General features: G+C 38.0%; 27 protein-coding genes. 8 read left to right on the top strand and 19 right to left on the bottom strand.

Going from position 1 to position 25959, the window contains the following annotated elements; translation table 11 throughout:
- The 5 genes from WAO84_RS05940 to WAO84_RS05920 are packed head-to-tail and all read left to right on the top strand — an operon-like array spanning position 1 to position 3985.
- Positions 1-501, top strand: a complete 501-nt coding sequence (locus WAO84_RS05940; RefSeq protein ID WP_340064379.1) for a DinB family protein — start codon at positions 1-3, stop codon at positions 499-501.
- Between the two features lie 39 nt (positions 502-540).
- On the top strand, positions 541-1614 hold the full coding sequence (locus WAO84_RS05935; protein WP_340064377.1) for a CNNM domain-containing protein: 1074 nt from the start codon (positions 541-543) through the stop codon (positions 1612-1614).
- A gap of 2 nt (positions 1615-1616) precedes the next feature.
- On the top strand, positions 1617-2090 hold the full coding sequence (locus tag WAO84_RS05930; protein ID WP_340064375.1) for a methylated-DNA--[protein]-cysteine S-methyltransferase: 474 nt from the start codon (positions 1617-1619) through the stop codon (positions 2088-2090).
- Positions 2091-2118: 28 nt separating this feature from the next.
- Positions 2119-3282: a serine hydrolase domain-containing protein gene (locus WAO84_RS05925; protein ID WP_340064374.1), complete on the top strand. Its 1164-nt coding sequence runs from the start codon at positions 2119-2121 to the stop codon at positions 3280-3282.
- Complete coding sequence (locus WAO84_RS05920; protein WP_340064373.1) at positions 3272-3985, top strand: 3'-5' exonuclease; 714 nt, start codon at positions 3272-3274, stop codon at positions 3983-3985. The genes WAO84_RS05925 and WAO84_RS05920 overlap by 11 nt, the downstream gene beginning before the upstream one ends.
- Positions 3986-3994: 9 nt before the next feature.
- Here the strand turns inward: WAO84_RS05920 and WAO84_RS05915 are convergent, their stop codons facing one another.
- Positions 3995-4972 carry an endonuclease/exonuclease/phosphatase family protein gene (locus WAO84_RS05915; protein ID WP_340064371.1) on the bottom strand — a complete coding sequence of 326 codons (978 nt, stop codon included), beginning with the start codon at positions 4970-4972 and terminating at the stop codon, positions 3995-3997.
- Between the two features lie 83 nt (positions 4973-5055).
- Between WAO84_RS05915 and hflX the strand changes: the two genes are divergently transcribed.
- Positions 5056-6279: a GTPase HflX gene (gene hflX, locus WAO84_RS05910; RefSeq protein WP_340064369.1), complete on the top strand. Its 1224-nt coding sequence runs from the start codon at positions 5056-5058 to the stop codon at positions 6277-6279.
- 86 nt (positions 6280-6365) lie between these two features.
- Here hflX and WAO84_RS05905 read toward each other — a convergent pair whose 3' ends face one another.
- Positions 6366-7247 carry a DUF3078 domain-containing protein gene (locus WAO84_RS05905; RefSeq protein ID WP_340064366.1) on the bottom strand — a complete coding sequence of 294 codons (882 nt, stop codon included), beginning with the start codon at positions 7245-7247 and terminating at the stop codon, positions 6366-6368.
- 197 nt (positions 7248-7444) lie between these two features.
- Here WAO84_RS05905 and WAO84_RS05900 point away from each other — a divergent pair, with 197 nt between their 5' ends.
- A complete protein-coding gene (locus tag WAO84_RS05900) occupies positions 7445-9211 on the top strand; it encodes a hypothetical protein (protein WP_340064365.1) in 1767 nt (588 codons plus the stop codon).
- A gap of 47 nt (positions 9212-9258) precedes the next feature.
- On the opposite strand, the gene WAO84_RS05895 is transcribed toward WAO84_RS05900, so the two are convergent.
- From WAO84_RS05895 to WAO84_RS05870, 6 genes are all read right to left on the bottom strand, one after another.
- A complete protein-coding gene (locus tag WAO84_RS05895; protein WP_340064439.1) occupies positions 9259-9768 on the bottom strand; it encodes a DUF2480 family protein in 510 nt (169 codons plus the stop codon).
- Positions 9768-10094: a DUF59 domain-containing protein gene (locus WAO84_RS05890; protein ID WP_340064363.1), complete on the bottom strand. Its 327-nt coding sequence runs from the start codon at positions 10092-10094 to the stop codon at positions 9768-9770. The genes WAO84_RS05895 and WAO84_RS05890 overlap by 1 nt, the downstream gene beginning before the upstream one ends.
- A 6-nt stretch (positions 10095-10100) precedes the next feature.
- Positions 10101-10523: a SufE family protein gene (locus WAO84_RS05885; protein WP_340064362.1), complete on the bottom strand. Its 423-nt coding sequence runs from the start codon at positions 10521-10523 to the stop codon at positions 10101-10103.
- Between the two features lie 31 nt (positions 10524-10554).
- A complete protein-coding gene (locus WAO84_RS05880) occupies positions 10555-10980 on the bottom strand; it encodes a hypothetical protein (protein ID WP_340064361.1) in 426 nt (141 codons plus the stop codon).
- 75 nt (positions 10981-11055) lie between these two features.
- Complete coding sequence (locus WAO84_RS05875) at positions 11056-12087, bottom strand: zinc metalloprotease (protein WP_340064360.1); 1032 nt, start codon at positions 12085-12087, stop codon at positions 11056-11058.
- 183 nt (positions 12088-12270) lie between these two features.
- The gene (locus tag WAO84_RS05870) at positions 12271-13485 is read right to left on the bottom strand and encodes an aminotransferase class V-fold PLP-dependent enzyme (RefSeq protein WP_340064359.1); all 1215 of its coding nucleotides are present in this window, start codon (positions 13483-13485) and stop codon (positions 12271-12273) included.
- A 149-nt stretch (positions 13486-13634) separates the two neighbouring features.
- Between WAO84_RS05870 and WAO84_RS05865 the strand changes: the two genes are divergently transcribed.
- A complete protein-coding gene (locus WAO84_RS05865) occupies positions 13635-14996 on the top strand; it encodes a serine hydrolase domain-containing protein (RefSeq protein ID WP_340064358.1) in 1362 nt (453 codons plus the stop codon).
- Here WAO84_RS05865 and sufD read toward each other — a convergent pair.
- From sufD to WAO84_RS05810, 11 genes are all read right to left on the bottom strand, one after another.
- Entirely contained in the window at positions 14974-16290 is a 1317-nt protein-coding gene (sufD, locus tag WAO84_RS05860; protein ID WP_340064357.1) for a Fe-S cluster assembly protein SufD, read from the bottom strand. The two genes, WAO84_RS05865 and sufD, sit on opposite strands and share 23 nt — an antisense overlap.
- A 15-nt stretch (positions 16291-16305) precedes the next feature.
- Entirely contained in the window at positions 16306-17061 is a 756-nt protein-coding gene (gene sufC, locus WAO84_RS05855; RefSeq protein ID WP_340064356.1) for a Fe-S cluster assembly ATPase SufC, read from the bottom strand.
- Positions 17062-17078: 17 nt separating this feature from the next.
- Positions 17079-18524, bottom strand: a complete 1446-nt coding sequence (sufB, locus tag WAO84_RS05850) for a Fe-S cluster assembly protein SufB (protein WP_340064355.1) — start codon at positions 18522-18524, stop codon at positions 17079-17081.
- An 86-nt stretch (positions 18525-18610) separates the two neighbouring features.
- On the bottom strand, positions 18611-18940 hold the full coding sequence (locus tag WAO84_RS05845; RefSeq protein ID WP_340064354.1) for a HesB/IscA family protein: 330 nt from the start codon (positions 18938-18940) through the stop codon (positions 18611-18613).
- 607 nt (positions 18941-19547) lie between these two features.
- Positions 19548-20747: a redoxin domain-containing protein gene (locus WAO84_RS05840; protein ID WP_340064353.1), complete on the bottom strand. Its 1200-nt coding sequence runs from the start codon at positions 20745-20747 to the stop codon at positions 19548-19550.
- Positions 20748-21042: 295 nt separating this feature from the next.
- Positions 21043-22119, bottom strand: coding sequence for a grasp-with-spasm system SPASM domain peptide maturase (gene gwsS, locus WAO84_RS05835; protein WP_340064352.1), 1077 nt, complete (start codon positions 22117-22119; stop codon positions 21043-21045).
- Positions 22112-22336 carry a hypothetical protein gene (locus WAO84_RS05830; RefSeq protein ID WP_340064351.1) on the bottom strand — a complete coding sequence of 75 codons (225 nt, stop codon included), beginning with the start codon at positions 22334-22336 and terminating at the stop codon, positions 22112-22114. The genes gwsS and WAO84_RS05830 overlap by 8 nt, the downstream gene beginning before the upstream one ends.
- Positions 22333-23298 (bottom strand): grasp-with-spasm system ATP-grasp peptide maturase, encoded by a 966-nt coding sequence (gene gwsG, locus WAO84_RS05825; RefSeq protein ID WP_340064350.1) that lies wholly within the window; start codon positions 23296-23298, stop codon positions 22333-22335. The genes WAO84_RS05830 and gwsG overlap by 4 nt, the downstream gene beginning before the upstream one ends.
- Positions 23299-23304: 6 nt before the next feature.
- Positions 23305-24192, bottom strand: coding sequence for a hypothetical protein (locus tag WAO84_RS05820; RefSeq protein WP_340064349.1), 888 nt, complete (start codon positions 24190-24192; stop codon positions 23305-23307).
- Between the two features lie 190 nt (positions 24193-24382).
- On the bottom strand, positions 24383-25570 hold the full coding sequence (locus tag WAO84_RS05815) for a redoxin domain-containing protein (protein WP_340064348.1): 1188 nt from the start codon (positions 25568-25570) through the stop codon (positions 24383-24385).
- Positions 25571-25649: 79 nt separating this feature from the next.
- Entirely contained in the window at positions 25650-25916 is a 267-nt protein-coding gene (locus WAO84_RS05810; RefSeq protein WP_340064346.1) for a hypothetical protein, read from the bottom strand.
- Positions 25917-25959 lie beyond the last annotated feature (43 nt).

Below are 25959 nucleotides of genomic sequence, written 5' to 3'. Positions count from 1 at the left end.
ATGAAAACTGTTTTTTGGATCATGCTTTTTACAGCACTTCCCCTGGGTGCTCAAGATACACCCCTTTCTGCCTTTTCCATAAAATGGGAAAACTCAAAGAAGTATCTGCTTGAAATAGCAGAGGCCATGCCCGAAAAAGAGTATGATTTTAAACCGTCTGAAAGACAAATGACCTTTAAAGAGCAACTTCTTCATATACAGGCTAATATTCACTGGCTGGGAACCACTTATTTTGGTATGAACCCCATCGACAAAGTGAAAGAAAACGCAGGAAAAGAAGAATTGATCGCTTATCTGGAAAAAACCTTTGTCGCGTTGGGAAATACCCTTAAATCCATACAAAGCAATGCCCTTAAAGAAGAAGTTTCGTTTTTTGCAGGCCCTAAAACCAAATTACAAATACTCAATTTGTTACAGGATCACGTAACCCACCACAGAGGGCAATTAATTGTATATATCAACCTCAACAACATTACACCACCCCGATATACCGGATGGTAAACCAAAAATTAGTAAATTGAAACCAAAACCGATACCTTCATGACTGCCTTGATCACATTTGCCACACTTTCTATTTTGGTATCTTTTTTATGTTCCATACTTGAGGCAGTATTATTAAGCATTACACCTACCTTTATCAATGTCAAAAAACAGGAAGGAAAAAAATATGCGTTCGCTTTAGAAAAGTTAAAAAAAGATATTGACCAGCCCCTTATTGCTATTCTTACCTTAAATACTGTGGCCCATACTGTAGGAGCCATAGGTGTGGGTGCTTCGGCAGAAAGTGCTTTTGGAAGTGGTAATAATGTAGTAGGTATTGTTTCCAGCGTAATGACAGTCCTTATTTTGATCGTTTCTGAAATTATTCCCAAAACTATTGGAGCTACCTACTGGAAAAAACTTTCCCGTTTTTCTGCTCCGGTTTTAGAAGGCATTATTTTTGTACTAAAGTGGACCGGTATTTTATGGATATTGCAACTTACTACCCGGGTTGTGGGGAAAAAAGATGTACACGGTTCGGTTTTTAGCCGGGAAGACTTCAGCGCCATGACACAAATTGCCGAAGAAGAAGGAGTTTTCAAAAAATCAGAAAGTGATGTTATTAAAAACCTGCTGCGTTTTAAAGAAGTAAGTGCCCGGGATATCATGACACCACGTACCGTTATGAAAACTGCTTCTGCAGATACCACAGTGGAAACCTTTTTCAAAAACAACCCAAAACTCCGGTTTTCAAGGATCCCTGTTTTTGAAGGAAAGGAAGACCACATCACCGGTTTTGTTTTGAAAGACCAGGTGTTGGAAGAAATTATACAGGGACACAACGATAAAACTCTGGGAGCCATAAAACGAGATATCCTTATTACGCAAAGATCTATACCCATTCCTGATTTATTCGAACAGTTTATTGCCAATAAAGATCATATTGCGCTGGTAGTAGATGAGTTTGGTTCGGTTAGCGGACTGGTTACTATGGAAGATATTATAGAGACCTTACTGGGGCTGGAAATTGTAGATGAAAGCGACCACGTAGAGGATCTTCAGTTACTGGCTCGCAAAAACTGGGAAACGCGTGCAAAAAGACTGGGCATTATTGACCAGCCGGAGAAAGAATAAGTATGGAAGAAGTATGCATAAAAACCCCTCTGGGAACTGCAAGAATACAAGGTGATGAAGAAGGTATTCATTCTGTAACCATTCTCGATACACCCGCAGAAACCACAAATGTTATTCCTGAAGTATTGGAAGACGTGGTTTACCAGTTAAATGAGTTTTTTGCAGGAGAGCGGCAGTCCTTTAGTCTTCGTCTTAACCCCGAAGGTACCCATTTTCAAAAAAAGGTCTGGAAAGAACTTCAAAACATTCCATATGGGGAAACCCTTTCCTATCTGGAACTCTCTAAAAGGCTGGGTGATGAAAAAGCAATAAGGGCAGTAGCCGCAGCCAACGGAAAAAACCCTTTGTGGGTTATTGTACCCTGCCACAGAGTAATAGGCAGTGACGGGTCTCTTACGGGTTATGCAGGAGGGCTATGGCGAAAAAAATGGTTACTGGAACATGAAAACCCCCCAAAACAGCAATCTCTTTTTTAATACCCTTCTCACGTTATAAAACTTTACTATGAAATATCTAAAATCTTTTCTTAAGTGGTTAGCTATCCTTTTTGTACTGTTTATTGCAGTTCTGTATATATTTGATTTTGATTACCTCATAAAAGGGGTTCGTACCATTTATCTAAAAGGGCATAAAACTGCTTATTTAGATGATTACAAAGTATTTGATAATCGAACCATTGAAACCGGCAATTTTTCAGAACCGTGGCCCCAACATGTAAATTACAATAAAATTGCCGCTACAAAAAAACTTGATTCCCTTCACGAAAATCTGGGCTCGGTAGCTTTCCTAATCATAAAAAATGATAGCATCTGGCACGAAACCTATTGGGAAGGGTATTCCGAAAGCTCCAAAAGCAATTCGTTTTCCATGGCTAAAAGTATGGTATCTGCCATGTTAGGAAAGGCCATAATGGAAGGTTACATACAAGGGCTCGACCAACCGGTAAGTGATTTTTTTACTGAGTTTTCTGAGGGCATGGCAGCCCAAATGACTGTAGGAGACCTCTCTTCGATGGCCAGCGGTCTGGACTGGGATGAAGCATACTACGATCCCTTCTCAGTAACCACAAGGGCATATTTTGACGAAAAACTAGACCAGGTAATGCTTGGTATTAAAGTTACCGAAGAGCCCGGTAAGGCCTATAAGTACCTTAGCGGAAGCACTCAGCTTCTCGGCATGGTGGTCGCTAAGGCCACCGGAAAACCTTTATCGCAATATCTTTCAGAATCTTTCTGGAAACCCATGGGAGCAGAGAATGAGGCTTTCTGGCAACTGGACAGTGAAAAAAACGGAGTGGAAAAAGCCTACTGTTGCGTGGCCAGTAATGCCCGTGATTTTGCAAGATTTGGCAAACTTTATAAAGACCATGGCCGATGGAACGGAAAGCAGATATTAGACAGTATGTTTATTCAAAGATCCATTACCCCACGTTTTAAAGAAAGTCCTCAATACGGGTATGGCTGGTGGCTGCCACAACACAACGGAAAATCTTTTTTTATGATGCGGGGGCATCTGGGGCAGTATGTGATCGTAGCTCCACAAGACAACCTTATTATTGTGAGGCTTGGCCATAAGGCAATTAAATATAATGACCAGATAGATCCTTTTTCAGAAGATATCTATGCATATATTGAAGAAACCTATAAAATGATCCGAAATGATCCATAAGTTACAGCTTGAGAATATTCTTTTTATAGATATTGAAACGGTACCTCAAAATACTGATTTTGCAGAACTCGATGAGGTGACAAAAGACCTGTGGGACGCCAAATCACAATACCAGCGAAAGGATGAATATACAGCTGCCGAATTTTATGACCGCGCAGGTATATGGGCAGAGTTTGGTAAGATTATCTGTATCTCCGCAGGTTATTTTGTACCCAAAAAACACTCTCGTAGCTTCAGGGTTACTACTTTTCATGGAGAAGAAGCCATCTTACTCTCTGAGTTTAAGAATTTACTGGAAACACATTTTCACAGGCATAACCACCTCCTGTGTGCCCACAATGGAAAAGAATTTGACTTTCCCTATATCGCAAGACGTATGATTATTCATGGTATGCCACTACCCTCCAAACTTAACCTTTTTGGCAAAAAACCGTGGGAAGTACCTCATTTGGATACTATGGAGCTCTGGAAATTTGGTGATTACAAACACTATACTTCTCTAAAGTTACTTACCCATATTCTCGGTATCCCATCTCCCAAAGAAGATATTGACGGTAGTGAAGTAAGAGATGTATATTACAATGACAATGATATTGACCGCATTATTGATTATTGCGAAAGAGATACGATAGCGGTAGCCCAGATACTCCTTCGTTTGCGTGGAGATGCATTGTTAAACGAAGATGAAATTACCCGGGTATAAGGAATACTTTCAAGAATGGGTATATTTAAATTGAATATATACCGGGTAATGATCACTGTACCCTCCCAGATACTTTTTTCCGGCAAATGTGCGAAACGGGTTTCCTTTATAACGCCCTTCCCATTCTGCTAAAAAACGTTTGTCAAAAATATTGACATGTGCAAAATGGTGTGTACCTTTTTCCATTTTCAGGAAATTATGCGATACTATGATTTGATCGAAAAGGTTCCAGGTGTCTCTGTGGCGCAGGCTTCCTCTTCGGGTTCCCATAAGGCGCTCCATAGGATTAATTAGAAAGGGGGTTAAAAGGTGCTCTTTAATGCTTTCACTGGTAGGCTCATCATTAAAATCTCCCATAATAATAATACCCGGGTCTTTTTCTTCCTCGATAATGGCTTCCATAACCTCTCTTACAGTTTGTGCGGCCTCTATGCGCTTAGGGTTGGTTTCATGCACTCCTGCTCTTCTGGAGGGCCAGTGGTTTACCAGTACATGCATACGCTCTCCGTTAAGCTTACCGGTTACATGCAAAACATCCCGGGTGTAGTCCCGAACGCCGTGTTCATTGTATAAAAGCAGCGGTACCGTTACAGAATGGGTTACTTCAAAGTGTTCCCTGCGATAAATAAGTGCTGTGTCTATACCTCGTTCATCGGGAGAATCGTAGTGTACTACTTCAAAACCTTTTTTAGCCAGATGCTTTGAGTTTATCAGATCGTTCACTACCTCTCTATTCTCCACCTCAGCCAGCCCCACAATGGCAGGCGGTTGCCTGCTTTTATCAAAACCAACTCTGGCAATTGCTTTTCCCAGGTTATACACCTTTTTTCTGTATTTTTTTTCATTCCATTTCTTTTTGGCATGAGGAAGAAAATCATCATCCAGTGTCCTTCTGTCATCTTTCACATCAAAAAGGTTTTCCAGATTGTAAAAGGCAAGCGTATGTATGCTTCCTGGTGTACGTTGATTTTGAAAAAAGAGTTTCATTACGGTATTAATAGTTAAAAACACTCTAATTTACTAAAAAGTGAAAAAATCAAATGTGTAACTTTGCAATCTTAAATGATCTTATGCTAGAGAAGAAGACCTTAGATTATGAAAAAGTGGTGCTCATTGGTATTGTTAACCGGGAACAAAGTGATGACACTTCTAAAGAGTATCTTGACGAACTTGAGTTTCTAACGTACACTGCAGGCGGGGAGGTAGTAAAAAGGTTTACACAACGTATCGAAGTGCCTAACCCCAAAACGTTTATTGGTTCCGGTAAAATGGAAGAAGTACTCAACTATGTAAAAGAAAATGATGTGGGTACCGTAGTTTTTGACGATGAGCTATCACCTGCACAGCAAAAAAACATTGAGAAAATACTTCGTTGTAAAATACTGGACCGTACCAGCCTTATTCTTGATATTTTTGCACAAAGGGCGCAAACCAGCTATGCCAGGACCCAGGTAGAACTGGCTCAGTACCAGTATCTGTTACCCAGGCTAACCGGTTTATGGACACACCTTGAACGACAAAGAGGAGGTATCGGGATGCGCGGCCCGGGAGAAACCGAAATAGAGACCGACCGTCGTATTGTTCGGGACCGTATTGCGTTACTCAAGAAAAAGCTGGAAACCATAGATAAGCAGATGGCTACCCAGCGCAGTAATCGGGGAGCACTGGTGCGTGTCGCACTGGTAGGATATACCAATGTTGGAAAATCTACCCTTATGAATGTGATAAGTAAAAGTGAAGTATTTGCCGAAAATAAGCTTTTTGCCACGCTGGATACCACTGTGCGCAAAGTGGTTATAGGGAATCTCCCATTTTTATTAACAGATACCGTAGGTTTCATTAGAAAATTACCCACCCAACTGGTAGAGTCTTTTAAAAGTACTCTGGATGAAGTGCGGGAAGCAGATCTTTTATTACATGTAGTAGATATATCGCACCCTAATTTTGAAGAACATATTGCCTCTGTAAACCAGATACTGGCAGAGATTAAAAGTGCTAATAAGCCTACGATCATGGTATTTAACAAAATTGATCAATACAGCCATAAAACTATTGAAACAGATGATCTGGTTACCGAAAGGACCAAAGCTCATTTCACATTAGATGAATGGAAAGAAACATGGATGGCTAAATTGGGTAATAATGCATTATTTATCTCTGCATTGAATAAAGAAAATCTGGAAGAGTTTAGAAAGCGGGTGTATGAAGAAGTTCGTAAAATACACGTTACCCGGTTTCCCTATAACGATTTCCTTTATCCGGAATACATAGAAGACCCTGACAATATACTGTAAAAAGAAAGTACCTGAATGCATAAAAAAAATGCGTTTTTCAGGTACTTCTTACAGAGGTATATTTTAAAACAGAAGTCTGCCTGCTATTATATCCCAAAGTTTATTCCCAGCCCAAAAACCTGTCGTACTTGTAAGCGCCCTATGGCATTATCATCATAAATGGTCTGGACGGCAAGATTGGTAGAAAGATATTTATTGATCTTCATAACAACGTTAAGTTGATAATCCAGATCTACGTTCTGCCCCTGTTCCAGGTAATTGGTATATAGATTGATAATGTTCTCAAAACTTACATTTTCCATTAAGTTGAATTTGTAATATGCAGAGACAGAGGCACCAAACTCATAACGCATACTTTTACCCTCTTCTACACCAAAATAAGCTTCATCTGGCAGCGTGAAATCACGGTTCACAAAAATAAACCGCGATGTAGCAGGGGCCAGATTAACTTTAAGATTATCGCTTTTTTTCCATAAAAAACCAGGTCCTACCTGAAAATAAGCAGGAGAGAAAAAACGGGTTCTTTCGATTCGTATCTCTTCACCGGTATCAGGATCTTCCTCAAAACGAAAACCTTTGTCAAACTGAGTCCTGAAATTAAGGAAGGCTGAATAAAACCAGTTTTTTGCCGCCTTTTTGCCAAGAAGCGAATTAAACTCTATGCGGTCTTCTGTCTTTTTAACAAACTCACTTCCTTCCGTTTTTACAAGTCCGTAAGCAGCAATAACCTTATTATCCCAGTTCCAGTCACCTTTTTTATAGTTAAAGTCATAGTTAAGGCCCAATGTACCGGAAATGTTGTTTTCACCTCCCGCGATCCAGTTTGAAAATGCAGCCTGATTTAATAAGAATGATACATTACCCGCGGCAGACCAGCCATCTTTTGGTTCATCTTCTTCATTAGTACTCTGCGCCTGAGCGCTAACAACTACGGCTAAAAAACATATAGTCCACAACTGTTTTTTCATTATAAAAAGTTTAGGTTGCTCCTTATTTACGGATCAAAAGTAAAAATAGTTTACAGTTAACACATAAGTTCTGCCAAAAAAAATAAACAACTTTTCATAAATATGCTAAAATGCCAGGGCAGGCAACCAAATCATACAATAAAACGTCTGTATAATTACATTCAACATTATCAAAACTCATTATTTATTGAAAACCTATGAAAAAAGCTATCTGCACCTGCCTGTTTATTTTACTCTTAATTCCTTACTATGCCCGTGCCTGTACCATTTTTTGCGGCAAGGCAAAAAACGGCCATGTCTGGGCAGGAAACAACGAAGACGGCGCTTATACTTTTGACACTTATATTAATGTATTCCCTAAAACGGAAGATACCCAATACGGATACTATACCCTCTCGTATTTTTCTGCTAAAAACGGTGAATCGGGAGCTATTGAAGGCGGTATGAACGAAGCCGGCCTCTTTTATGATTTTAATTCAATAAAACGTACCTCCGTAAAAAATATCCATACAAAGCAACTATTCCCGGAGGGAGATGACAGGATATTGAACCATATTCTTGCGCATTTTAAGACCGTTCAGGAAGTCATTGATTTTTTTGACACCTACTGGTTTGAAATGGGTTTTACCAGTGCACAAATGCACGTAGCTGATAAATATGGGAACTTTGGTATCATAGGGCCCTCCGGAAGCAGAATACTCAAAAACAGCCCTTATCAGATCTCTACCAATTTTGATATATGCGGGAATGAAGACAGTTCTGCATGCTGGCGCTATCCCATTATACACGAGAAACTGGAACAGGGAGAAACCGGCCTTGATTTATTTACTGATATTTGTGAAAGTACTTCGTTAAAAGGGAGATATTCCAACTACACTATTTACTCGAATATACAAAACCTCAATACCGGAGAGATCTGGTTTTTCCTTACCTCTGATTATGATACCCCTTTCAAAACTTCTATAAAAGCCTTGTTGGCGAAAGGGCGAAAATCATATCGCATACAGGACCTGTTCAAAGACCATCCCATAAAAATACTACATGATGACTATTTGGAAAAAGGAGGAGCATACACCTTTCAAAAATATAAGTCGCTAAACCTGCCTGAGGAAAGAAAAAAAGAAATCGTATCCATTTTTATAAATGCTTTTTTGGCAAAGAATTATGATGTAACACTACTTCCTTTTTTAGAAGAATACCTGCAATTTGACCCTGTAGGGCACTGGTTAAGGTCACTAAGGGCTACTTTATACTTCCAAATGGGAGAGAAAGACAAAGCAATATCAATTATTGAAGATTATAAACGCGAAGTTCCTGAAACCAGTATGGATGTTTCCGGTATTCTAAACCGGTTTGAAGGCAGGTATGATGAAAATTACAACACTACTATAGCATTAAGCGGTTTTCGGAATGCCAGACAGGTGTTTGTAAAAGGTCTTCCCGTGGCTTTTAATTTTTTAACAAAGAAAGATGGAAAATGGACAGGAAAATTTCATTTGGATCCCGGGGTTTACCACTATTCATTTATAGTAGATGGTAAAGAAATACTGAGTTCCACAACCCCGGTTAAAAGGGTTGCTTCATCTTATGAGGTGGGCACTTTTGTACTTACCCATCAGGTGAGTGTTGAACTTTCAGAAGAAGCCTATCAAACTACGGTTAAAGTTAAGGTGCCTCATAAAGAGGATATTGTATATATAACAGGAGCCCAGGATAATCTGGGCAACTGGATACCCTATTACAGGCTAAAAAAAGTATCTGCCTATGAAAGGGAAATTACGCTTGAGTTACACTATCCGGCAAAACTTAAATTCCTTAACGCCAACTGGAAAAAAGAGGCCGTAATAACTCATGACGGTAACTCTGCAAACGGTACCAGCACCGTTATGCTCAGGGATCTTAAAACCGAAAACAGGGTTTACCGTATAGAGCAATGGCGCGATATACCCAATAAAGATGATTAACCCAGCGGTTGCCCCTTTGTAAAAGTTACCTGGGTTTTATTGGTAATTTACTTTTTACGCTTATAAAGGGGTACTGATGAACATGCTTCTCCATACATAATACTCCTGGCTATGGGAATAAGTTTTTCCAATAGCATGATATAGGCATTTTGAGGAACGGGTTTATGGCTACACCCTTTAATAATTACCGGCAGATCTTTTAATGCTGATACATCTAGCTTATCAATAATTTCTTTAAACAAAATTGTTTCAAGGTCTTCCGGACTTCCTATTACCACTTTACGGGTCACAGGGCTCAGGTAAGTACTAATAAGCATATAGGCCCATCCGGGAATAATGGCATCTGATGAGCAGGTTAAGGAAACATACGTTCCTTCATATTGCTGCCAGTCGTGATTTTTAGCCTTGTCACGAAAATCTTTTTCACGAAGTACCAGCCCTTCAAAGAGCCAGTCTTTAAGATCAAAAACAATTCTTTTCCCTTGCGGATAATGTTCTTCAAGGTCAAAAGTCACCAGCTTACTCTGGGACACTCTGTTTACAATTTCTCCTTCCATCACAAAAGTCCCAGTTCCAGTTTGGCTTCTTCACTCATAAGGTCCTGAGTCCAGGGGGGATCAAAAGTGATCTCTGCCTCTGCTGTTTTCACCATATCAATTGACCGTACCTTCTCTTCTACCTCTACGGGCAGGGTTTCGGCCACAGGGCAATTAGGAGAGGTAAGGGTCATTAATATTTTCACATCCCGGTCTTCATTTACGAAAACATCATAAATAAGCCCCAGTTCATAAATATCTACCGGGATCTCTGGATCGTAAATGGTTTTTAATACTCTTACGATCTTATCTCCCAGTTCTGTGGTGTTTATTACTACTTCTGACATATTTTTTTAGTTTAATTGAGCCTGATAAGCCACTGCATAGAGTTTTAACTGCTTGATCATACTTATGAGTCCGTTGGCTCTGGTAGGCGAAAGATGTTCTTTAAGCCCTATTTCATCAATAAAAGCCGTATCTGCTTCTACAATGGCAGATGGTTTTTGATTTGAAAAAGCACGAATTAGTATGGCGATAATCCCTTTGGTGATGATGGCATCACTATCGGCAGTGAAAATGAGTTTATCACCTTTCATTTCAGCATGTACCCATACTTTACTTTGACACCCTTTTATAATATAATTATCGGTTTTGTACTGTTCTTCTATGAGCGGAAGGGACTTACCCAGTTCTATCATATATTCATAGCGCTGCATCCAATCATCAAACATGGAAAACTCATCAACAATTTCCTGCTGTATCTCGCTTATGGTCATTTTACATTTTTATACAAAAATACAATAAGAATTACTGCTTTTCAACAGTTTCTGCCAATAACAGAATAGTGTTTACCAATGGCTTTAATACTTCTGGTGGATTTCCGTGATCAAAACGGGTTTCCCCAATGATCTCGCCTTTGCCGTCCTTAAGCATAAAGGTTGCTATGGCAGCAGCATCTACATGGCTTTTTTGAGAAGGTGCCTCTATGGTTTCCCAGGAGTCTATTTTAAGGTTATTAATGAGCGCTACTATTTGGTCCCATTGTTCACTTTTCAAAGGAGCGGTCAATGCTTTTTCGGCTCCTCTTATATTACGAACACCGATCTCGTTCTCTGATAACTCTATATTATAATAAAAACCCCGGGAAGAAGCATTGTAAACTATACTTTTAACATCTGATTGTGCACACCCGCGCATGGAGATCAAAAACAGGAAACAGAACAACATTTTCATAATTTCTAATATTTAGAATAATATTACAAAAAAGGCGCTTTTAAGCGCCTTTTTTATAGAGTAAATTATAATCGGTTAAGGGGTGAGAATACTTTCTCTGGCACCTCCTGATGCAAACAGGGCACGCATACGAACTTTTTGCCCTTCAGAAAACATATACATACAATCATCATTTACATAATCCATATAATTCATGGTCATATCATTAGAACGGCAATGTACGGTTGGGTAAGCAGGACAGCCGTAATTAGGCCTGTCTGACGATGGCGTATCTGCTACAAAGTCATCCTGGCGGCACCGCCCGTCACCCCAAATATGGCGTAGGTTTAACCAGTGTCCTACTTCATGGGTAGTGGTTCTTCCTTTATCAAAGGGAGCCTGTACAAATCCCTGAGAGCCAAAAAACTGAGGAGACACCACTATTCCGTCAGTGGCAGCATTCCCTCCGGGAAACTGGGCATACCCAAGAATTCCGCCTCCTATGTTGCAAACCCACATATTAAGAAATTTGGAAGTATCTATGGCATCAGAACCTCCATTACCGGAGAACTTCATGGCATCTGCCGTTCCCCAGGAAGTGCGGGTAGATGATTTTCTAATTACCTGAGCCAATGTAAACTGTATTTCAGAATTGGCTACCTGTCCGGCAAACTCTGCAGGAACCTGACTAACATCGGCATTGGCAGCAGAGAAATCTTCATTAAGTATCGCTATTTGCGAATTGATCTGAGCATCACTAATATTTTCATTGGAGTTACTGTAGATTACGTGTACAACTACAGGAATGTTAACAACACCCAGGTTATCCGGCACAGGATCTACACTGCCGCCACCTCCATTACCATTGCCTCCTTTTTTGGAAGTGAGTTGTCTGGCGAAACTCAGTCCGTGGTTTTCAATTTCTGCCATTTTAATAGCAAGCATAGGGTCTTTAGCCAACTGGTTGTCCAGTACTTTCATAGTTTCACAACTCCGCGCCTGGCTGTTTTGAATACTTTCTTCAAGTTCCAGTACCTGTACGGCTGCTTCATTCTCGGTTTTGGTTTGTTCAGAGCATGAGGCGAACAGTATGGCTATCCCTGCCACACTGAATAACATTTTTTTCATAATAAATTTTAAGTTAGGGTTAAATTTCAGTAGCCGAATATATAATTTTTTAACATAAAATTAATAAAAAGTTAAATTTTTTAGATAAATGGGAAAACATAATTCGCAATAATGGGAAAAGAAAAACCGGAAAAAACAAGTTTTCTCCGGTTAAAAATAATGAGGAAATATCGCAACTAATACCTAAGTAAGCATTTGCTTTGCTTTTTTTATGGCAGCTACTAAAGTATCAATTTCATCATACGTATTATAAAAAGCAAGACTCGCCCGTATAGTGCCCGGTATGCGGTAGTAATCCATAATAGGCTGTGCGCAATGATGCCCTGTTCTGACAGCAACGCCTAACTTATCTACAATGGTACCTACATCATACGGATGAATACCTTCAAGGTTGAATGAGATTACCGAAGTTTTTTCAGGTGCGGTACCATAGATCTTTAACCCCTTTATGGCCTGAAGCTTCTGTGTAGCATAAGCCAGCAGTTCATGTTCGTAGGCAGCTATCTTGTCAAACCCGATAGCATTCATATAATCTATGGCGGCACCAAAAGCGATCCCTCCACACACATTGGGAGTACCTGCTTCAAACTTATGAGGCAGATCGGCATAGGTGGTTTTTTCAAAAGTTACCTCGGCAATCATTTCACCTCCTCCCTGGTAAGGGGGGAGTTTACGGAGCCATGACTCTTTCCCGTATAACATACCAATACCGGTAGGCCCACACATTTTATGAGCAGAAACCACATAAAAATCAACATCCAGTTCCTGAACATCTGCTTTTATATGGGGTGCTGCCTGGGCGCCATCAATAAGTACAGCGGCTCCCACCGTATGGGCTTTGTCTATAATATGCTTAACGGGGTTAATGGTCCCCAATGCATTGGAAATATGGTTACAGAAAACCAATTGTGTTTTTTCCGATAATAACTGCTCATATGCTTCTATCTCCAGCGCTCCCTCATCATTCATAGGGATTACTTTAAGCACAGCCCCTGTTTTTTCGCAAAGCATCTGCCAGGGTACAATATTAGAATGATGCTCTAATGCAGAAACAATTACCTCATCTCCTCTTTTGAGAAAGGAAGAGAACCCGTTAGCCACCAGGTTTATACCGTGTGTAGTTCCGGAAGTAAAAATAATCTCGTAGGGTTGGGCGGCATTAAAATGCTTTTGTATTTTCATTCGTGCTCCCTCATACGCATCTGTCGCTTCCTGGGAAAGTGTATGCACACCCCTGTGAATATTAGCGTTGTAGTTACTGTAGTAATCAACAATAACATCGATAACCTGAGTGGGTGTTTGCGATGTAGCTGCATTATCAAAATATACGAGTGGATTCCCGTTTACCTTGCGTTTTAAAATGGGAAAATCCTGCCTTATTTTATCAACATCCAACATAAAGAATATATCTTTTAAATGTATTTACAAATTTACTAACTATTTACTTGGCTATACAGGTAATTCTAAAAGGATTTACCTGATACAAAGTTTCTCCATACCAGGGCAATTTTGGTATATTTGAACTGATTTTCTTTAATCTGTATTTCATGAAGCTTCTTAAAAGGTCTCTTTTTCTTATTCTGTTTATTGTTATCATTATCATTGCTTTTCAATATCCTAAGCTTACCATTATTACCGGATATTCTGCCAAGAACATGAGTTCTTCGGTTTTTGTAGCACACCGCTGCGCTGAATTTACAGATTCTACCGATAACAATTTTGGCCTCGTAAGCCTGGCAGACGATGCTGTAGATCTCAAAGAGAAATCAGCATCTGCCACTGTTTTCGGGCTTATGAAGCGTACTGCTATTTTTAGGGAGGGAACTGGCAGTGTGCTTATTAATGACCGTTTTGATGTAAACGCTCCCTATTTAAAACCTGTAAGAACTTTATCCGTTCATGATACCCTGCCATATCCTTACGGAGCAGCGGCAGCCAAAGACAGTATTTTCAATACTATAGATTACACTGCCTTGCAAAACGCCATTGAAAGCGCATTTGACAAGCGGGACGAAAACCTTTTAAAAACCAGAGCTATACTCATTCTCTATAAAAATCATATCATTGCCGAAGAATATGCCGCCGGTTTTGACCAAAACTCCCTGTTTTTAGGCTGGTCTATGACTAAAAGTATTCTTAGCACACTATACGGTATCCTGCAAAAACAAGGCGCTCTTACTATTGATGATCCCGCCCCGGTTGCTGAATGGGCATTAGATGAACGCGCTGCTATTACTTTAAGTGACCTATTGCAAATGAACAGCGGACTGGAGTGGGATGAAGACTATGAAAGCATTTCTGATGTTACCAGAATGCTATTTCTTGAAGAAGACATGTCTCGTTCCCAAAGAGAAAAAGAAGCAATAGCCCCTCCAGGTACAGTCTGGAACTACTCGTCTGGCACCTCCAATCTTCTATCCGGTATTCTTAGATCACAATTTGATACCCATCAGGAATATCTTGATTTTCCCTATAAAGCTTTGATTGACAAGATAGGTATGCACTCTATGCTCGTGGAAACCGATATGTCTGGAAATTACGTAGGCTCTTCCTATGCCTGGGGTACAACCCGCGACTGGGCCCGATACGGATTACTTTATCTTAATCGGGGCATGTGGGACGGTGAGCAAATCATAACTCCCGAATGGATAGATTATACGGCAACTCCTGCTCCTAACTCACAAAAAGAATACGGGGCACACTTTTGGTTGAACGCCGGCGGCGCTATGCCTGATGTACCCCGTGATGTTTTTTATGCCGATGGATTTCAGGGACAGCGGGTATTCATTATACCGTCTCATGATATGGTTGTCGTGCGTTTCGGACTTACGGGACTCGATTTTAATCAGTTCCTTAAAGAAGTTCTTTTAAGCGTAAAAGAACCCGTTACAGGTCAAAACCAAGAGTAACACCTAATTTAAGAGCAATCTGCTTTTTAATTCTGCTTTTCACTTCGGGTATTTTAACACTTTCCAAAACATTATTGGCAAAAGCGTACATAAGCAGCCCTCTTGCTTCTTTTTCCGGAATACCTCTTGAACGCAGGTAAAACAGCGCGTCTTCATCAAGCTGTCCAATGGTACAACCATGAGAACATTTCACATCATCTGCAAAGATCTCCAGTTGCGGTTTTGTGTTTACCGATGCATTGTTGTCTATCAACAAATTATTATTTTGCTGGAATGCATTGGTTTTTTGGGCTTCCTTCTCTACTATTACCTTACCGTTAAATACCCCGGTGCTTCGATCGGCGTAAATACCTTTGTAATCCTGATGACTTTCACAGTTAGGCTCTGCATGGTGCACCAGTGTATGGTGGTCCACATGCTGTTTTTTACCTATGATCGTAATACCTTTAAGCGTAGAATCAATATGCTCATCTTTCTGATAAAAGTTTAGGTTATTACGTGTAATATTGCCTCCAAAAGAAAACGTATGTACACGGGCATGACTGTTCCTCTGTTGTGAGATGTATGTGTGATCTATAAGAGACGCGGTAGGCAAATCGTTCTGTATCTTATAGTAATCAACAATAGCTCTCTTATTGGCAAATATTTCGGTTACAGAATTCGTAAGTATAGCATTCTCTGTAAGGCTCTGATGGCGCTCAATGATCTGTACATGTGCATTTTCACCTACTACAATGAGGTTACGCGGTTGCAACATAAGTGCTGCTTCGTTACCGGTAGCAAAATTGAGTATTTGAATAGGTTTTTCAACTACTTTGTTCTTGGGGATGTAAATATAGGCCCCTTCTCTGCAAAATGCTGTATTAAGTGAAGTAAGGCTTTCGTCTTTCTTGGCGATCTTGTTAAAATACGCATCTACAACCATTTGATATTTAGGTTTGGTGAGTGCGGCACTCATAAGGCACACATCCAGACCTTCATGGGTAGTTTCAGAAAGGTATGAACTGTAAACACCATCCACAAATACAATTTTATACGAATCTATATCGTGAATGAAATACTTTTTAACATCTTTGAACTCCAGTGCAGATTCCTTTTTTGGAAAAACACTATAGTCATTTTTGAGTAACGTATTAAGTGAAGTATATTTCCAGGCCTCTTCTCTTTTAGAAGGGAATCCTTTTTCTTCAAATACTTTTATTGCTTCTGATCGTATGTCATGCACCCGGGAATCCAGGTCTATGGTTTCCTGAAAGGCCAGGAACGACGATACCAGTTTTTCTTTAAGTTCCATTTTCTTTTTTACAGCTTACACGGTTTCTACTTCCTGCTTGATCCAGTCATATCCCTTTTCTTCTAATTGAAGAGCCAGTTCTTTCGTGCCAGATTTTACGATCTTGCCGTCATGCAATACATGTACATAATCCGGAACAATATACTCCAGTAAACGCTGGTAGTGGGTGATTACTACTACAGCATTGTCCTGATTTCTCAGCTTATTTACCCCGTTTGCTACAATACGAAGCGCATCGATATCCAGTCCTGAATCGGTTTCATCCAGTATAGCCAGTTTGGGTTCAAGCATAGCCATTTGAAATATTTCATTACGCTTCTTCTCTCCTCCGGAAAATCCTTCATTTAAAGATCTGGAAAGAAACTTACGGTCTATTTCCAGCAACTCTGATTTTTCTCTGAGCTTCTTAAGCATTTTATTTGCCGGCATTTCTTCAAGCCCCTGAGCTTTGCGGGTTTCATTGATCGCCGTTTTCACAAAATTGGTAACACTAACCCCGGGTATTTCCACAGGGTATTGAAATGAAAGGAAAATACCTTTGTGTGCCCTTTCTTCGGGAGCAAGTTCACCTATATCTTCTCCTTCAAACAATATTTCGCCTGAAGTTACTTCGTATTCTTCTTTTCCGGCAATAACAGATGATAATGTACTTTTACCAGACCCATTAGGCCCCATAATAGCATGTATCTCTCCGGGCTTCACCTCAAGGTTAATACCTTTTAATATTTCTTTATCTTCAATGGAAGCGTGTAAATTCTTGATTTTTAACATAACTCTCTATTCTCTGTTTAACCTACTGATCCTTCTAAACTTATTTCTAATAATTTTTGTGCCTCTACGGCAAACTCCATGGGTAATTTATTTAAAACCTCTTTACTGAAACCATTTACAATAAGCGCGATGGCCTTTTCGGTGTCAATACCCCGCTGATTGCAGTAAAATATCTGATCTTCTCCAATTTTACTAGTGGTGGCTTCATGCTCTATTTGAGCGGTTTTATTTTTGACCTCAATGTAGGGAAAGGTATGAGCCCCGCAACGGTTGCCCATAAGAAGGGAATCACATTGTGAAAAATTACGGGCATTTTCAGCTCTTCCACTAACCTGTACCAAACCTCTGTAACTGTTTTGAGACTGCCCTGCAGAAATACCTTTGGATATAATGGTACTTTTGGTATTCTTCCCTAAATGTATCATTTTGGTACCCGTATCAGCCTGCTGGAAATTATTAGTAACTGCTATTGAATAAAATTCTCCTACCGAGTTATCGCCTTTAAGCACACAGGAAGGGTATTTCCAGGTAATAGCAGATCCTGTTTCTACCTGGGTCCAGGATATTTTGGCATTCTTTTCGCAAAGACCGCGTTTGGTAACAAAATTGTAAACGCCTCCTCTCCCTTCTTTATCTCCGGGATACCAGTTTTGAACTGTTGAGTATTTTATCTCGGCATCGTCAAGTGCTATAAGTTCTACCACAGCCGCATGCAATTGGTTTTCATCACGCATAGGGGCCGTACAGCCTTCCAGGTAACTTACATAACTACCCTTGTCGGCAATTACCAGGGTTCTTTCAAACTGACCGGTACCTGCCTGATTAATGCGAAAATAGGTTGAAAGCTCCATAGGGCACCTCACTCCTTTAGGGATATAGCAAAACGACCCGTCTGAAAATACTGCAGAATTAAGGGCCGCATAAAAATTGTCTTTCTGCGGAACAACAGAACCTATATATTTTTTCACCAGTTCAGGGTGCTCTTGTATCGCTTCTGAAATAGAACAGAAAATGATCCCTTTTTCTGCCAGTGTCTTTTTAAAGGTAGTGGCTACCGAAACAGAGTCCATAACAATATCAACGGCTACTCCCGCCAGTTTCTTTTGCTCATCAATAGAGATCCCCAACTTATTGAAAGTCTCCAGCAATTCCGGATCTACCTCATCAAGGCTTTCGTATTTATCTTTTTTCTTAGGGGCCGAATAATACGATATTCCCTGAAAATCGGGTTTTTGATAATTCACATTTGCCCATTCGGGTTCTTTCATTTCAGACCATGAGCGAAATGCTTCGAGACGCCATTCAGTCATCCATTCGGGCTCATTCTTCTTTTTGGAAATAGCACGAACTATTTCTTCATTGAGCCCGTTGGGAAAGGTCTCCGATTCTATATCGGTATAGAAACCATACTCGTACTCTTTGGTTTCTAACTCTTTTTTTAATTCTTCTTCTGTATATGCCATCGTGTTAAATTAGTGGAAAACAAAAAGAATGTTTTGTACATTCAGGAAATCTCCCGAGAAAACTACATTCTCTTGCAGACTTAAAGTTAAAGTGAAAAACTTTCACCGCACCCACAGGTGCGTTGTGCGTTAGGGTTGTTAAAAACAAAGCCTTTTCCGTTAAGGCCTCCCGAATATTCAAGGGTGGTGCCTACCAGATATAAAAAGCTTTTCTTATCAACTAATATTTTTACAGAGTTATCTTCAAACAACTTATCTTCCTGTGCCTGGGTTTTATCGAATTTAAGCTCATAAGACAAACCGGAACAGCCTCCGCTTTTCACACCAACCCGCACAAAATCGGTATCTGCGTTAAAGCCTTCGTCAGTCATAAGCTGTACCACTTTTCTTTTGGCTTCTTCTGAAACTTTGATCATACTTAAACTAGATTGGTTCTAAATAATACACAAAAATAGTCTATTCGGAGAGATTTTAGGCACTTTGTAACATTAATATAACAAATAGTCCCATAATTTTTGTTTATGCTTTATAGATAAAAGCTAAAACAAAACAGATTTGAAGATTCCAACCGGTTAAAAGCCGGAGTTAAAAATTAGAAAAACGGCATCTTACAGCAGAAAACCTGCACAGTTTTTCCAAATTCCGTATAAGAAACCTCTGTAATTTCAAGGTTTTTTTAACACCAAATGTATATACTTTGTACCGGAATACCTGAATTCCTATTTAACAAACAATTAAAAAAATTAATAATAATTTTTGAAAAACAAGTTTTATCTTACTTTTTTAACTAGAAAATCTTATAAAAATGAAAAAGTCTTTAAAAACATTACAGCTCAACAAAACAGCTATTTCCCTTCTTTCAAAGCCAGAATCAGCGGAAATACTAGGAGGTAACACCAACACATGTTGTAATTACTCCTGCTCCTGCGGGACAATTGATCCAAACCTTACTGAAGATTGCAACAAAAAGTAATATATGTTTAATGTATATATGTAAACTGCCCGTAAAACCGGGCAGCTTTTTTATTCAAAAATATCTTTTAGATCCTGCTCCAGGTCTTCCAGGGTGTTTTGGCGGTTACCATCGGCAGCGGCATAGCGCCCTGCAATAATACCTCTGGGGTCTATAAGAATATAGGCCGGAATGGGTTTTACTTTAAACGTCTGACCTATCGTATTTACGTTCATATTTTTAAAATCGTCCAGAACATGGTGCCAGCTACCCAGTTCTTCTTTCTTAATAGCCTGTAACCAGGCCTCTCTGCTCCTGTCATAAGAGACCCCTATAATTTCTAATCCCTCTTTATGATATTCATTGTACATTTTTTTAATAAGAGGCTGGTCTTCCTTACAAGGCTTGCACCAACCTGCCCAAAAGTCTAACAAAACGTATTTTCCTTTAAAATCAGCTAAAGAAATGCTTTTTCCGGAGGGGTCCTGTGCCGTAAAGTTAGTTGCCTGACTTCCTATTCTTGATTGTTTGTAGTTCTCAATATTTTGCAGAATTCGTTTACTATACGTACTTTTTTTGACTTTATTACTTAAAGACTGATAAAGCTCCTCGATCAGATCCATTGGAATTGAATTATAGTTAGATCGTCCATACAATTCATATACACTTACATAAGAATCAGGGTTGTCTCTTATAAATTGTATTTCAATATCCGTTTTTTTTGCCCGCATTTCATTATGCTTTATATGGAGCTTTTCCAGCCGTTCATCTATTTCTTTAGGGTTGTTAGAAGTGTATTTTTGTTGGATAAGTTTATTTCTTTCATTAACTAATACTTTCTGTTCCTGCGTTATTCCCTCTAGCAGCTTATTTAGTTCTAAAAACTGATTTTGCGTTGCTGAGGCTTTTATTTTAGCATTTTTAAAATTATTTGATTGTAACCTTACCGAAGTTTTACCGGGATCTATAAAAAACGAAAGATGATTCGGGTCTTCAACCCAGGCAGAGCCTAAATTACTTAGAAGCGACACAAAAACAGCTCCATTTATTTTTCCTGTAAAAGTAATTCGTGAATCCTGTAAGGGCAAGGTGTCACGTACGTAGTCTCCATTATAATCGTGATAACGTAAAACTAAATACGTAACCTCTTTAGGAGCCTCTTCAAGATAAACCTCTAAAACAAACTCATTTGATTTCTGGGTATGGCAACCTGTTAACAGGATAGATGTAAACAGAAGTATAAAACAATATGTTTTTAAATAATGCATCATGGAAAATATAATTATTAAGAAAGCTGTAAAAAAATAACCAAGAAAGCCTTCGGGCTTTCTTGGCCTTTACTCTTTATTATTAAAAAGTTACACAACCAGAGCCGAAATCATCATCTAAACATATTGGACAATATGCATTACAATCCCAGTCTGATACACATCTATCAGTACAATCTCCTCCTATGGGAGAAATTGTAGGGTTGCCTCCCCCACTAATATCCATAAGCTCTTCTCTGTTAAGCAGGATGGCTCCCCCATTAAGAATTTGGTTTACAAATTAAGAAAAAACAAGTCCTCAATTATCTATCAGTTCTAACAATCCATAATGTTTAATTGCTTTATCTTTTAAAGGGTTTTGACTCCACTTTTCCCATTCATTGGTATAAGGACTATAACCGCATTTTAGGGGTTTGGAGTAATCATCTTGAGGATTCTCTTTGTAAGCTCTACAATCGGTACACACATAACGAAATTCGCAATCTTTACAAATGTTTATTTTATCCTTGGTTATGTTCCAATATTTTTTAAAATCTTCATGCTCTAATGCCTCTTCTATAGAAGTATTATTAATATTCCCAAAACTTTTTGGCATAGACGGGCAGTTTCTGATATCACCGTTTGTATCGATAGAAACTTTACGATTAAGACAGGAGTTATGGTGTTTTGATTCTGTAAACGCTTTTAAATTAATAGAAAAATAGTTCATAGAAATTATTCCGCAATGGGACTCAGAGTTTATAATTTGGTTCGTATAAACAATATATTTATTTCCAAAGGGAAGTATTTTCTTTTCATTTGCGCTATGAATATTGAATCCTGTTAATCTCGGAAATTTTAAGTAAAGCTTTTCTACTTCTTCTATATCCGTCCAATCACTAGATTTAACAATGAGCTCCACCGAAGTAATTATGGATTTTATGTCTTTTAATTTTTGTAAAATCGAAATAACAAGGCTCTTATCAATCTTAGAGAAAAAACGAATTTGGATACTTTTGCATCTAATATGATCCAATTGTTCTAAAATAGCATGAATATTGAATGAGGAGTAAGTATTGTAGTCAATTATGGCGTTAGATATTTTATGAGGATAATGCCATTGTAGATTCATTGGAGGAAATCGCTCTGGCGTATTAGTATAAAAAACGCATTCTTTCTCTAGTAAAAATCTAAAATATTCGTCAATCACATCGTCATACTTATTATCAAAAATTTGTTTGATTTCTTCTAAAGATTTTCCCGAGTGATTCTCTAAAATATCGTATAAACTATTTGGTATATAGTGTATTGTTTGTAATTGAACATCGCAAATTACGGAACGATTAGCCCCTTTAACCAGAAGGCAGTTACTATGTAAAACAACTTTTTTAGTCAAAATCTATAATTTTTGAAATAGGGGAGGCAGGCTTTTCTGAAGAAAGCGTTTTACCATTGTAAACGGCGATCTCTATTCCTTTATTTTTTGTGTCAGAATTAGAAGTAATAATATTTGAAGTAAACTCATAATGTGTTAAAAGCCTGTAATTGACGGGTAATGATGCTAACTCTTTTTCTGAGAAGCCACCATAGAATTTAGTTTTCTTACTCATCATAAAACTTCTGCTATATCTTTTTCTATATAATAATTACAAGGGGTAGATACCATGCCAAATTGGCCATTAGGATTTACCTCTAAGAAGTAAAACTCATCATTATCGTCAACTATCATATCTATTGAACCCGTATCTAACTCTAAATCCTCCATTAATTGAGAAAGTTTTTTCTTAACAATTTCAGGAAGTATATATGGCACGGTTTTGTTAGGTTTTAAATCATCATATTTTCTTAAATCTATCTTTGTTTGCTCGTTATCTTGAGAAAATATTGCCATTGCATAAAAAGATTTTTTCAAGAAAAATATCCTTAATTCATATTGCTTTTTAATATTCTCCTGAAAAAAACTTGGAAAAAAGCTTTTAGACAAGTTATTAATAAATTGTTCAGATACTTCTTCCGTATAACCTTCAAGAGAAAGGTTTCGAAACGAGAAAGAAGGAGATGAACTAATTCCTTTAGTTATAATTCCGATATTAGATTTATGAAAGAAATTTAATAATTCTTGTTTACTTGTCGTTATTAACGTTTTAGGCACTTTAAGCTTGCATTTTTGGGCTTTATATAATTGATCCAATTTTTTATCTTTTAGTGAATAAAACCCAATTGTTTTTACTTCTTTTTGGCACTTCAAATTACTGGTTAAAAAGCGAATTAACTCTTCCCACTCACCATACATATGATAATGGATTTGGTTTTGAAGTTCCGCATCCTGACTTAATAAGTTTGAATCTATTTCCAAACCTACATAACCACGACGATGCCAAAAGGATTTTATTTGGGAACTAGTGATTGTTCTGGAGTTTTTGTAGGTAAAAGTTGTTTCATTGGTTTTATTGTCAAAAGATTCAATTTTTAAGTCATTTTTATTAATTCGAATTACTTTTACTTTTTTCGCCAACAACCAATCGAGAACATGGTTAGTACTTACATCCAACATCTCAGAGATAATTAAAATCATAACAAACTATTCTTTACAGCTATATTCGGCGTTTACTTTTCTATAATAATCTTGTATCGGCTCAAAACCAACTTTTTTTCGTTCTATTTCCGCTTGTTTACAATCGCATATATCTACACCAAAATAAGTACCATAAATCATACAAAATTTACCTGTGTTTATTGTTTTATAATCTATCACACGAGCAAGCTGGTAAGGGTATATTTCTCCTTCATCAACAGCCTCTAGAAGATAAGGCTTCAACTCATCAATCCAGGCTTTATTAAAATGAAGTAACACCAAGATAATAGTTCCAGTAACATTGTACTTTCCTTTCGGTGTGTTTTCTCCTATAGTTGAAAAACCAGGCCATTTATTTCCATTCTCTTTTATAATCTCCTTCAACCTATCGTAGTTAAACATATCTGTTTTTTTCATTTGTCTTGAACTTCCAAGAATAGGCATTCTTGCTCTTTGATCTTTTTTTACCATCAAGTCGATTTCTTCTTTCAAAGGAATATTAAGGGTTCCCAAATGGTCCTCTCTAAGAAGCTTATACTGCTTTTTTAATAATGTATAGTGCTTGCCTTTGATAAAATACCTGAGCTTTTTTCGCTTTGATTTAATACGCTTTAAGGTCAAACCTTGTTTAATTCCATTAATTAAATAATGAAAAGTCTTTTCAGATTCTTTTAACTTATTCGAATTAAGAGCAGCTAATAGATAATCTTCTTTAAATGGCCTATCTACTAAATAAAATGCCTTTTGGTATAGGGAGTCCGCTTTGTGATATTGGTTATCCAAAAAAGCGATTTCTGCCTGATTTACAATGTCATAATATTCAAAATAAACTTGTGAAAAAGCTTTACTCCCCAAAAAGAAAATTGATATTGTAAAATATAGAGTGTATCTCATTTTTCTAATTGTAAATGAATAAAAGCAAAATATTCAGATAGCATTGACCATCTATTGTCTGTATTATCCTTTTGATTAGAGCTTTATGATATACAGGTAGTTACACATCAGCAATTCTAAATGCAATTTTTATACCCAAATCACAAGAATGATTAACCCCTGCTAAAACATTATCGCAAACGAACGTTTTTTATTCAAAAATATCTTTTAGATCCTGCTCCAGGTCTTCCAGGGTGTTTTGGCGGTTACCATCGGCAGCGGCATAGCGCCCCGCAATAACACCTCTGGGGTCTATAAGAATATAGGCCGGAATGGGTTTCACCTTAAACGTCTCACCTATCGTATTTACGTTCACATTCTTAAACTCGTCAAGAACATGGTGCCAGCTACCCAGTTCTTCTTTCTTAATAGCCTGTAACCAGGCCTCTCTACTCCTGTCATAAGAGATCCCTATAATCTCCAATCCCTCTTTATGATATTCACTGTACATTTTTTTAATAAGAGGCTGGTCCTCTTTACAGGGCTTGCACCAGTCTGCCCAAAAATCTAATAACACATATTTTCCTTTAAAATCAGCTAAAGAAATGCTTTTTCCGGAGGGGTCCTGTGCCGTAAAGTTGGTTGCCTGACTTCCTATTCTTGATTGTTTGTAGTTCTCAATATTTTGCAGAATTCGTTGACTATACGTACTTTTTTTGACTTTATCACTTAAAGACTCATAGAGCTCCTCGATCACATCCATAGAAATTGTATTCGAGTTAGCTAGTCCAAGCAATTCATATACACTTACATAAGAATCAGGATTGTCTTTTATAAATCGCAGCTCTTCCTGTTGCATTTGAGCTCGCACTACTTTAATATCTTCCAGTATTTTATTAAATCCTTTTTGGGCCTCTTTTGGGTTCTTTCCAGTTTGCATCTCCTTAAACAACCGGTTACGCTCCATTACCAGATCTCGTTGACGGTTTTCCAGATCTTTTAGCTGTGTTTTTAACTGCGTATGATCATTCTGAGAAACCGACCCTTTTAATATACCCTCCTTAAATGCGTTCTCTTTTAAAGTGATGTTCATTTTTGAAGGATGCAGATAAAAATGTGTATGATTGGGATCATCAGTAAAAGTGGTTGATGTATTACTCCGTAAAAAGGCAAAAGTTCCACCGTTGATTTTACCTTTAAAAACTGCTTTTTGGTTTTTTAGGCTCACAGTATCTTCAATTTCATATCCCTGCTCGCCCAAATATGATAAAATCAAATATTCCATATTCTTGCTGGGTTTTGTTAAGTTTACAGTTAAGGTAAAATCATTAGTTACCTTTTTGTTACAGCCTAATAGAAGTAAAACAGCTAAAAGGCTAAAAAAATGTTTCTTAAACATATTATTTAAACGTATATGGTTTTATAGTTAATAAACTAAGATAGATCATCCTTTACTTGGGATGTCTATCTTAGTTATTTTATTCTACCAGCACTAACTGAGGTTGTGATTGTACCTCCACATGTGCTAAAAAGTAATCTGGTAACTCTTTTAAGATTTTTTCCTCTTTTTCTGTTTTTAAAGCTGCATGCGGTAAAGAGAAATGATGAAATACGTCACTTACTGCTATCAGGTTAGGAAAATTTGGATGACTTTGTAATTGCAGCTCCAGTTCTTCTTTGTTTACAATAAATCCTGATACGCGTAAATATTTATTTACCGTATATGAAATAGTTGTATTATGCATTTTTTTTAGAATTGCTTTTTGATAAAACTATAAAAAATAAGTT

The sequence above is a fragment of the Ascidiimonas aurantiaca genome, from assembly GCF_037646345.1.
In the GTDB taxonomy this organism is placed as follows: domain Bacteria; phylum Bacteroidota; class Bacteroidia; order Flavobacteriales; family Flavobacteriaceae; genus Ascidiimonas; species Ascidiimonas aurantiaca.
Note: the sequence above shows the minus strand (reverse complement) of the source record. Positions and strands in the feature narration are given on the sequence as shown.

Bases quoted from the DNA above. Each gene is read 5' to 3' on its own strand.
- WAO84_RS05895 (WP_340064439.1), bottom strand. From the start codon at position 9,768: ATGGAAGGAGAAATTGTAAACAGAGTGTCCCAGAGTAAGCTGGTGACT.
- WAO84_RS05810 (WP_340064346.1), bottom strand. From the start codon at position 25,916: ATGCATAATACAACTATTTCATATACGGTAAATAAATATTTACGCGTA.
- sufB (WP_340064355.1), bottom strand. From the start codon at position 18,524: ATGGCATATACAGAAGAAGAATTAAAAAAAGAGTTAGAAACCAAAGAG.
- WAO84_RS05885 (WP_340064362.1), bottom strand. From the start codon at position 10,523: ATGACCATAAGCGAGATACAGCAGGAAATTGTTGATGAGTTTTCCATG.
- WAO84_RS05925 (WP_340064374.1), top strand. From the start codon at position 2,119: ATGAAATATCTAAAATCTTTTCTTAAGTGGTTAGCTATCCTTTTTGTA.
- sufC (WP_340064356.1), bottom strand. From the start codon at position 17,061: ATGTTAAAAATCAAGAATTTACACGCTTCCATTGAAGATAAAGAAATA.
- hflX (WP_340064369.1), top strand. From the start codon at position 5,056: ATGCTAGAGAAGAAGACCTTAGATTATGAAAAAGTGGTGCTCATTGGT.
- WAO84_RS05900 (WP_340064365.1), top strand. From the start codon at position 7,445: ATGAAAAAAGCTATCTGCACCTGCCTGTTTATTTTACTCTTAATTCCT.
- WAO84_RS05815 (WP_340064348.1), bottom strand. From the start codon at position 25,570: ATGTTTAAGAAACATTTTTTTAGCCTTTTAGCTGTTTTACTTCTATTA.
- sufD (WP_340064357.1), bottom strand. From the start codon at position 16,290: ATGGAACTTAAAGAAAAACTGGTATCGTCGTTCCTGGCCTTTCAGGAA.
- WAO84_RS05920 (WP_340064373.1), top strand. From the start codon at position 3,272: ATGATCCATAAGTTACAGCTTGAGAATATTCTTTTTATAGATATTGAA.
- WAO84_RS05840 (WP_340064353.1), bottom strand. From the start codon at position 20,747: ATGATGCATTATTTAAAAACATATTGTTTTATACTTCTGTTTACATCT.
- WAO84_RS05915 (WP_340064371.1), bottom strand. From the start codon at position 4,972: ATGAAACTCTTTTTTCAAAATCAACGTACACCAGGAAGCATACATACG.
- WAO84_RS05890 (WP_340064363.1), bottom strand. From the start codon at position 10,094: ATGTCAGAAGTAGTAATAAACACCACAGAACTGGGAGATAAGATCGTA.
- WAO84_RS05875 (WP_340064360.1), bottom strand. From the start codon at position 12,087: ATGAAAAAAATGTTATTCAGTGTGGCAGGGATAGCCATACTGTTCGCC.
- WAO84_RS05870 (WP_340064359.1), bottom strand. From the start codon at position 13,485: ATGTTGGATGTTGATAAAATAAGGCAGGATTTTCCCATTTTAAAACGC.
- WAO84_RS05845 (WP_340064354.1), bottom strand. From the start codon at position 18,940: ATGATCAAAGTTTCAGAAGAAGCCAAAAGAAAAGTGGTACAGCTTATG.
- WAO84_RS05905 (WP_340064366.1), bottom strand. From the start codon at position 7,247: ATGAAAAAACAGTTGTGGACTATATGTTTTTTAGCCGTAGTTGTTAGC.
- WAO84_RS05820 (WP_340064349.1), bottom strand. From the start codon at position 24,192: ATGAGATACACTCTATATTTTACAATATCAATTTTCTTTTTGGGGAGT.
- WAO84_RS05940 (WP_340064379.1), top strand. From the start codon at position 1: ATGAAAACTGTTTTTTGGATCATGCTTTTTACAGCACTTCCCCTGGGT.
- WAO84_RS05830 (WP_340064351.1), bottom strand. From the start codon at position 22,336: ATGATGAGTAAGAAAACTAAATTCTATGGTGGCTTCTCAGAAAAAGAG.
- gwsG (WP_340064350.1), bottom strand. From the start codon at position 23,298: ATGATTTTAATTATCTCTGAGATGTTGGATGTAAGTACTAACCATGTT.
- WAO84_RS05865 (WP_340064358.1), top strand. From the start codon at position 13,635: ATGAAGCTTCTTAAAAGGTCTCTTTTTCTTATTCTGTTTATTGTTATC.
- WAO84_RS05880 (WP_340064361.1), bottom strand. From the start codon at position 10,980: ATGAAAATGTTGTTCTGTTTCCTGTTTTTGATCTCCATGCGCGGGTGT.
- WAO84_RS05935 (WP_340064377.1), top strand. From the start codon at position 541: ATGACTGCCTTGATCACATTTGCCACACTTTCTATTTTGGTATCTTTT.
- WAO84_RS05930 (WP_340064375.1), top strand. From the start codon at position 1,617: ATGGAAGAAGTATGCATAAAAACCCCTCTGGGAACTGCAAGAATACAA.